Origin of the sequence: Aureimonas phyllosphaerae (genome assembly GCF_900113065.1) — a bacterium.
Classification (GTDB): Bacteria; Pseudomonadota; Alphaproteobacteria; order Rhizobiales; family Rhizobiaceae; genus Aureimonas; species Aureimonas phyllosphaerae.
Genome location: NZ_FOOA01000047.1, coordinates 1 through 6,792 on the forward strand (window position 1 = coordinate 1; position 6,792 = coordinate 6,792).

The following is a 6,792-nucleotide window of genomic DNA, read 5'->3' on the forward strand; positions in this document are numbered from 1 at the left end:
TTCAGCGCCGCGACGGCCTTTTGGAGGGACCGCAGTGCGGAGTTTGCCGAGCTGACCGAGGACATGAACGCACCGAACACGGGTTCAGGCTCGCCCTGGCTGCCCCTGGACAAAGAGCCGCTGACGATCCTGCTTCTTGCTGTGGCTTATATTTTCGGCGTTGCACCCTTGCCGGCGGTGAACGCGATCCACGCCGACGAGGCCAATAAGGTCGCAATGCGTCCCAATTAGGTCGCTTTCCGTCCCAGCGCTGAGGATCGGGCACCATCCTGCGAGGTGCGGATCGGAACGGAGCTATCGAGGAAGACCGAGTCGCCGAGGCGCGCAGGTAGCCGATCATGGCCTATTCCGGAGCCCAGATCCGGCTGAACCTGGATCATGACCAACCGCCTGTGCCGCAGTTAGCGATCCAGACAGAAGGTCTGCAAACGACCACCCTATGCCCTGAAGCGGACAGTCGCCTTTCCACCCAGCCGAGCCGATCGGCGCCGCGGAAGCGGACGCCTGAAAGCGGCCCATCCGCTTTCGACCCTTCCAAGACATTCTCAGTTGCCAACGGGCTTCTCAGAAGCGGACATTCCGCTACCCTCTTCGCGTCTGGAGGGGAACGGCCAATCCTCTTGCTTGGTTACATGACCCTGTCCATCAACGGAGGCCATCATGGACCACAGCAAGCACGTTCGACTTTCAAGCAGCGAACTGACCGAGAGCACGCTCAACGACGCGACCATCTACGGCCCCAGCGACGAGAAGATCGGTAGCGTCTCGCACGTTCATGGTGCCGGTTCTGGAATGCAGGTGGTCGTTGATGTCGGCGGCTTCCTCGGCCTCGGCGCCAAGCCCGTATCGGTGCCGGTCAGCGACCTTGACTTCATGCGCGACGAGGACGGCGACGTTCATGCTGTCACCACGTGGACCAAGGACCAGCTCAAGGCGATGCCGGGGCACAAGGACCGATGAATGATCGAGCCCGGTCCCGCCGGGCTCGTCTCCTCACCGTCGATGTTTCGATCTACCGGACCGTAAGCTAACCTCGATCGTGACGATGATCGTCGGCAGCTCGCTCTTCGTCCGGCTCGCCCAAGCGCTGTTCCGTCCGCACAAAATCTCGTTTCGATGTCCCGGATGCGCGCTCCTACGGCACGATCCAGATCCCGTCCAATGCAAGGCCTGCGGCCATCTCATCACCATTCCGAACGCTGACGAGGGTTGGACATGACGAACCGGGGTCGGCAGGCATGATCTCCATCCTCGACATCTCCGCCATGCTTCTCGCCCTGTCGGCGCTGTTCGGATGGCTGAACCACCGGTTCATCCATCTGCCGCATGCGACCAGCCTCCTCCTCATGGGCCTCCTCTCGTCGCTGGTGCTCGTCGGCGTTGAGGCGATGTTCCCGAACGAGCTCATCTACGACGAGCTCGCAAGGGCGCTCCGGCAGATTGACTTCACTGAAGTCGTCATGGACGGCATGCTCGCCTTCCTCCTGTTCGCCGGCGCCATCAACCTCAACGTCCGGCTCCTGCGCAGCCGCGCCTGGCAGATCGCGTTCCTCGCGCTCGTCGGTACGGTGATCTCGCCCGCCGTCGTGGGAATCGGCTTCTGGTGGGCGGCAGGTGTGGCGGGGCTGTCGATACCGTTGGCTTGGGCGCTCCTGTTCGGCGCGCTGATCAGCCCGACCGATCCCGTCGCCGTCCTCAACGTCCTGAAGAACGTGTCCGTGCCCGACGAGGTGCAGATCGAGATGCAGGGCGAGGCGCTATTCAACGACGGCGTCGGCGTCGTCCTGTTCACGCTCCTCCTCGGCTTCGCGACGGGCATGGCGGCTGAGGACTTCACGGTGGCGTCCGCCTTCGAGCACCTTGCGGTCGAGGCGGGCGGCGGCATCGTGCTCGGGCTCCTCGCCGGATACGTCGCCTACCGCGCCATGCGGGCGATCGACGACTTCGCGGTCGAGGTGCTGATCACGCTGGCGCTCGTTGCGGGCACCTACGCCGTAGCGCAGAAACTGGGCCTGAGCGGCCCGCTAGCAGTGGTCGCCGCGGGGATCGTCATCGGTGACCTCGCCCCCCGGAAGGCGATGAGCGACCGGACACAAGGGTACGTTTCGGCGCTCTGGACGCTGATCGACGAGGTCCTGAACTCGGTCCTGTTTCTTTTGATCGGGCTCGAGGTGATCATTCTGCGCTTCGAGCCGACGGCTATGGTCCTCGCTCTTACCGCGGTTCCGCTCGCGCTCGCCGCTCGGCTCGTCGCTGTCTCGACGCCCGTGCTCCTCTTCCGATGGACCGGATCGCTGTCGGCCCGCAACATCCCGTTCCTCACCTGGGCGGGCGTGCGGGGCGGCATCTCCGTCGCGCTCGCCCTGTCGCTCCCCGACGACCCGGCGAAGTCGCCGATCCTGGCCGCGACCTATGCCGTCGTCCTGTTTACCATCGTGGTGCAGGGACTCAGCCTCGGCATGGTGGCGCGCAGGACCTGGTCGCGTCCGTCCACGGACTGAAACCGGGCGAACGTTGGCGGACGTGTCATCGCTCGCCGACCTCGTCGGCCAGTGCCCTCAAGCGCCGCTTGTCGGCCTCGATGGCAAGCGCTGCTTCGGCGCGCTCCAGTGCCTCCCGGGAATGGCGCCGGGCGTTCTCGGCGAACCCGTCCCGTCCGTAGCGCGCCAGGGTCCGGAACGCCTTCTGGAGACGTACGCCGATCTCGACAGTGGAAGCCCCGTCACGCGCGATCGGCGTGAACAGGTCGTCGAAGAGGTCGCCGATCAGGATCGGCGGCACGAAGACGTTCGGATGCGCGACCTCGGCCTGCTTCTCGAGCGGTTCACCCCAGACGGTCAGAAGGCGCACCGCCCGCCCGATTACGTCGATCGCGGTGCCGGGATCGTTGATGCCCGGCGACAGGGCGCGGCTCGCGATCTCGGTGAGGACCGAGGCACCGAAGCGGGGATCCTGATCGTAGGAGCGGATGTCGCCGATGGTGAAGGCGTCCCGGACGTGCTGCTCCGGTTCGTCAACGTCCAGCCCCTCGACCATGGCGATCGGTGCCGTCGGATCGACGAGGTCGCCCGGAATGCTGCATACATAGATTCGGCCCGATCCGTGGTCGGCGAGCGCTGACAGGGCGCCGACATCCACGTGCTGCACGTATCCGACCTCGTCGGAGAAGACCGGGCGGGCCGAACGGGGGATGACGGACGGGTCGTGAAGCGGCGAGCCGCCGAGATGGGGATTGCGGCGTCGCTCGCGCATCGCCTCGAGCGCCACGGCTTCGACCCTCTCGGTGGTTTGCGTCACGCGTCCGAGGCTTGAGAGATGATCGATCCAGCGCAGGAGCGTCACGACGATGGCGACGATGACGAGGATCGTCACGGCGAAGAGGACGACGCGGCCGCGGTCGCCGTAGAGGCCGGTCGACAGCGCGATGATGCCGACGAGGCTGAACAGGAACGAGCCGATGAAGGTCGACAGGACGTTGTGGGTGGTCGTGTCCTCGATCACGAGGCGCGTCGCACGGGGCGTCACGTTTGACGTCGCGGCCGAGTAGGCCGACACCATGGTCGACAAGGAGAAGGTCGTCACCGTCAGCATCGACGAGGCAATGATGCTGAGGATGTTGTCGACCGCGTCCGAGCCGATCTTGGTGGGCAGGTCGCTCGGGATGTAGGGGCTCAAGACAATCGCAGCGAGTGCCGTAAGGACACCAGCAAGGGAGAACAGGGTCGCGCGCACCCAGATCCGACGCGACAGGCGACGGAGCAGCCAGAACCAGCGCGAGGTCATGGGCGCCCCTCGCCGCCACTGTTTCCCGCGGTCCCCGCAAAACGCTCGGGTACATCGGAGGAGCCGCCACGACGCGACTGGCTGACCAGGCGGACGGGCTTGGGCGCTTCACGTCCCGGGCGCTTCGGCCAGCCCTCGCGCTGCTCGCCGCGGATGCCGTCCGTCTCCTCGGTCTGGTCGTGGAAGAGGACGACCTGCGTCGGGTACGGCATGTCGATGCCGACGCTGTCTAGCGCTCCCTTGATGGCCTCGAGAACGGCGGCTTGGACGTGTACGACGTTGGTACGCTTCGATTGCGTCCACCAGCGCACGCGAAGGTTCACGCTGGAGCCGGCCAGATCCCAGACCAGCACCTCCGGCGCCGGCTCGGCCTCCAGGCCCGGCACCGTCGCGATCGCCTCCAGGATCGCCTTGCGAGCGCCTTCGATGTCGTCGCCGTAGCCGATCCCGACGTCGTACTGGGAGCGCCGCGTCGGGCGCGCCGTGTTAACCGTCACGGCGTTGGAGTAGACGTTGGCGTTCGGGATGATGACGCGCCGCCCGTCGTACATGGCGATGATGGTCGCACGCGTCTCGATCCACTCCACCGTCCCCTCGTAGCCGTTGACCACGATCTGGTCGCCGACCCCGAAGGGCCGCTGGATCAGGATGAGCAGCCCCGCCAGCCAGTTCTGGAGGATGTCCTTGAAAGCGAAGCCGATCGCGACCGATCCGATCCCGAGCCCGGCGATGAGGTCGCCCGGGTTCAGGGATGGGATGACGATGGTCAGCGCCAGCAGGCCTCCGAAGAGGATGATAATCCATTTGACGAACGATCCGAGCACGGCACCGAGATTCGAGCGCTCATGCTTGTCCGCCCAGCGTTGAAACGCACGCTCCACTCCACAGGCGATGCCGAACACGACCGCGAACAGCACGATCGCCACGACGATGTTGGGCAGGAGGCGTTGGAAGCCGACGACCCACGTCTCGATCTTCGACAGGACGAAGGCGGGATCGACCCGCACCGCCTGGTCTACGGTCTGGGGCGCGGTGGCAGCCAATGCGTCCACGGCTGCGGGGTCGGCGGCGGCTGGCGTGGCGGTCTGCGCGAAGGCTTGCGACATGCGGGGAGGCTTTCGTCTGGCGTCCGGAACGGGTCCCGATGGAACGTCCGTGCGCGATTAGGTGGGGCAGCGTCCCGGAACGGCACCCCTTGGCAACGGGCAGGCGCCGTGCCCCTTCCGGTCGGCCGTAGGCTCAACCTGCGGAATACGACCTAAGCCGCAGGGCATCCCAGAGACCTACACCCGCTTCCCCGTCGCCTAGCTCAACGCCCTCAACCTTGGCATAACAGCCGCCGTCGGCTCGACGCGGTCCTTTATTCTTCTTCACGGTTCGATCGCGGTAACGGAGGGCGCGGCGCTTCGGCTGTCCTGATCGGCCTCCCGGACCTCGTCGCCTGGACGTCCGTCCGCTGGCAAGGGTACGCCAAGGCCATGCGATCCGAGCCCACGGTTCTCTCGCGCTATGAACGTTTCTACGATGTTGCCCTGCGTAAGGAGAGGATCACGCCGGATCAGACGATAGGCGCGGTCTGGTCGGATGGCGGACGGGACATCGCTGATGTCAAGACGATAATTCTTGAGAGCGACGAAACCATCAGCGTCGTATTAGAAACGGACTGGAAGTCAGTTCAACCGATCCGAAGTCCGGTCCTGCCCGTCCCTCGCAGGCGCGGAAACGTTACCTTCCGAACGTTTGGCATGGGCCTGCTTATGGTCTGGAAGGCGTCGGCTGTTTCGAGCCCGCTAGATCATACGGTGATGAAGGTTCCCAAGGATCCAGATGGTCCCCCCGGCCATCAGGGTGATGATCAGGGTCGTGAAGAGGATCAACTGGAGGTCGTCGCTCGTCGAGCGTTGAAGGCCGATATGCAGGAAGAAGCGGAAGTGAACGACGACCTGCGCGAGCGCGGCGGCGCCGATCACGAGGTAGGCCGTCGACGACGTCATCCCGACCGCGACGACCAGGAACGCGAGGGTAGTGAGACCGGCCGCCGCGACGAACCCGACGACGTAGGATCGCAGTTCGCGCCGCTTCTCCTGATCATGCTTCCCGGCGGTCATGCCAGTCCCCCGAGGTAGACAACCGAGAAGATGAAGATCCAGACGACGTCGAGTAGGTGCCAGAACAGGGACAGGCGCATGATGCGCAGCTTGACCTCGGACCGCAGCCCGAAGACCGCGAGCTGGATGATCGACAGGATCAGCCAGACGCAGCCCGCGGCCACATGCAGGCCATGCGTGGACACGAGCGCGTAGAAGCTCGATAGCCAGCCGCTGCGCTGTGGCGTCTCCCCGTCCGATGCCATCTTGACGAAGTCGCGGACCTCCAGTCCGAGGAAGACGAGACCGAGTACGAGGGTGAAGGCCAGCCAAGCGTAGAGTCGCGACGGCGCCTCGTCGTACTTCATGGCGATCGACGCCATGCCCATGGTGAGGCTCGACAAGAGCAGGACGCCGGTCTCCAGCGCGGCGGAGGACAGCTCGAACACGTCACGTGGTCCCGGTCCCCCGTCGGTCGCGCCGAGCATGGAGGCGTAGGTGGCGAACAGGAGCGCGAACAGGACAAGGTCGCTCATCAGGAAGACCCAGAAGCCGAAGAGCGTCTCTTCCGCCTGGCGGTGGGTTTCCGGATCGGTGTGAGCGAGGTTCAGGCCGGGATGGCGGTGTTGGGACAGGGGGCTCATGCGGCTGCCGCCTCCGCGAGCCCGCGGTTCTCGGGAGTCGTCTCGGTCTCGCGGTCGGAACGGGGAAGCGTGCGCACGAGGGCCAGCCAGGCCTGATCCTGTCGCCGGACCTCGTCCGCGGGAATGACACGCATGTTGTCGAGAACGAACGACCTCGCAACGATCGCGCCGACGGCCGCCAGGACGCCGAGGGCGGCGAGCCACCAGATGTACCAGACAAGACCAAAGGCGGCGGCGGCCAGAGACAGGCCGAAGACGACGCCCGTCATCGAGTTCTT

The 6,792-nt window shown here is 65.4% G+C and carries 7 protein-coding genes and 2 pseudogenes; 4 read left to right on the forward strand and 5 right to left on the reverse strand.

Features of this window, described 5'->3' with window-relative positions; all coding sequences use genetic code 11:
* The 4 genes and pseudogenes from BM175_RS22915 to BM175_RS22080 all read left to right on the forward strand — a co-directional run.
* Positions 1–231 (forward strand): hypothetical protein (locus BM175_RS22915; RefSeq protein ID WP_175526979.1); only part of this gene is annotated, 231 nt, incomplete at its 5' end.
* A 429-nt stretch (positions 232–660) separates the two neighbouring features.
* On the forward strand, positions 661–960 hold the full coding sequence (locus tag BM175_RS22070; RefSeq protein WP_090966958.1) for a PRC-barrel domain-containing protein: 300 nt from the start codon (positions 661–663) through the stop codon (positions 958–960).
* A 64-nt stretch (positions 961–1,024) separates the two neighbouring features.
* A pseudogene (locus BM175_RS23175) lies at positions 1,025–1,219 on the forward strand (ion transporter); the annotation flags it as partial.
* Positions 1,220–1,238: 19 nt separating this feature from the next.
* Positions 1,239–2,501 (forward strand): cation:proton antiporter, encoded by a 1,263-nt coding sequence (locus BM175_RS22080; protein ID WP_090966960.1) that lies wholly within the window; start codon positions 1,239–1,241, stop codon positions 2,499–2,501.
* Between the two features lie 25 nt (positions 2,502–2,526).
* On the opposite strand, the gene BM175_RS22085 is transcribed toward BM175_RS22080, so the two are convergent.
* The 5 genes and pseudogenes from BM175_RS22085 to BM175_RS22105 all read right to left on the reverse strand — a co-directional run.
* Entirely contained in the window at positions 2,527–3,783 is a 1,257-nt protein-coding gene (locus tag BM175_RS22085) for a DUF2254 domain-containing protein (RefSeq protein WP_090966962.1), read from the reverse strand.
* Positions 3,780–4,889, reverse strand: coding sequence for a mechanosensitive ion channel family protein (locus tag BM175_RS22090; RefSeq protein ID WP_090966964.1), 1,110 nt, complete (start codon positions 4,887–4,889; stop codon positions 3,780–3,782). Before BM175_RS22090 ends, BM175_RS22085 begins: the two co-directional genes overlap by 4 nt.
* Positions 4,890–5,573: 684 nt before the next feature.
* On the reverse strand, positions 5,574–5,891 hold the full coding sequence (locus BM175_RS22095) for a cytochrome o ubiquinol oxidase subunit IV (RefSeq protein WP_090966966.1): 318 nt from the start codon (positions 5,889–5,891) through the stop codon (positions 5,574–5,576).
* Positions 5,888–6,514 carry a cytochrome c oxidase subunit 3 gene (locus BM175_RS22100; protein ID WP_090966968.1) on the reverse strand — a complete coding sequence of 209 codons (627 nt, stop codon included), beginning with the start codon at positions 6,512–6,514 and terminating at the stop codon, positions 5,888–5,890. The genes BM175_RS22095 and BM175_RS22100 overlap by 4 nt, the downstream gene beginning before the upstream one ends.
* Positions 6,511–6,792 (reverse strand): annotated as a pseudogene (locus tag BM175_RS22105) (cytochrome ubiquinol oxidase subunit I); the annotation flags it as partial. The pseudogene BM175_RS22105 and the gene BM175_RS22100, both read right to left, overlap by 4 nt.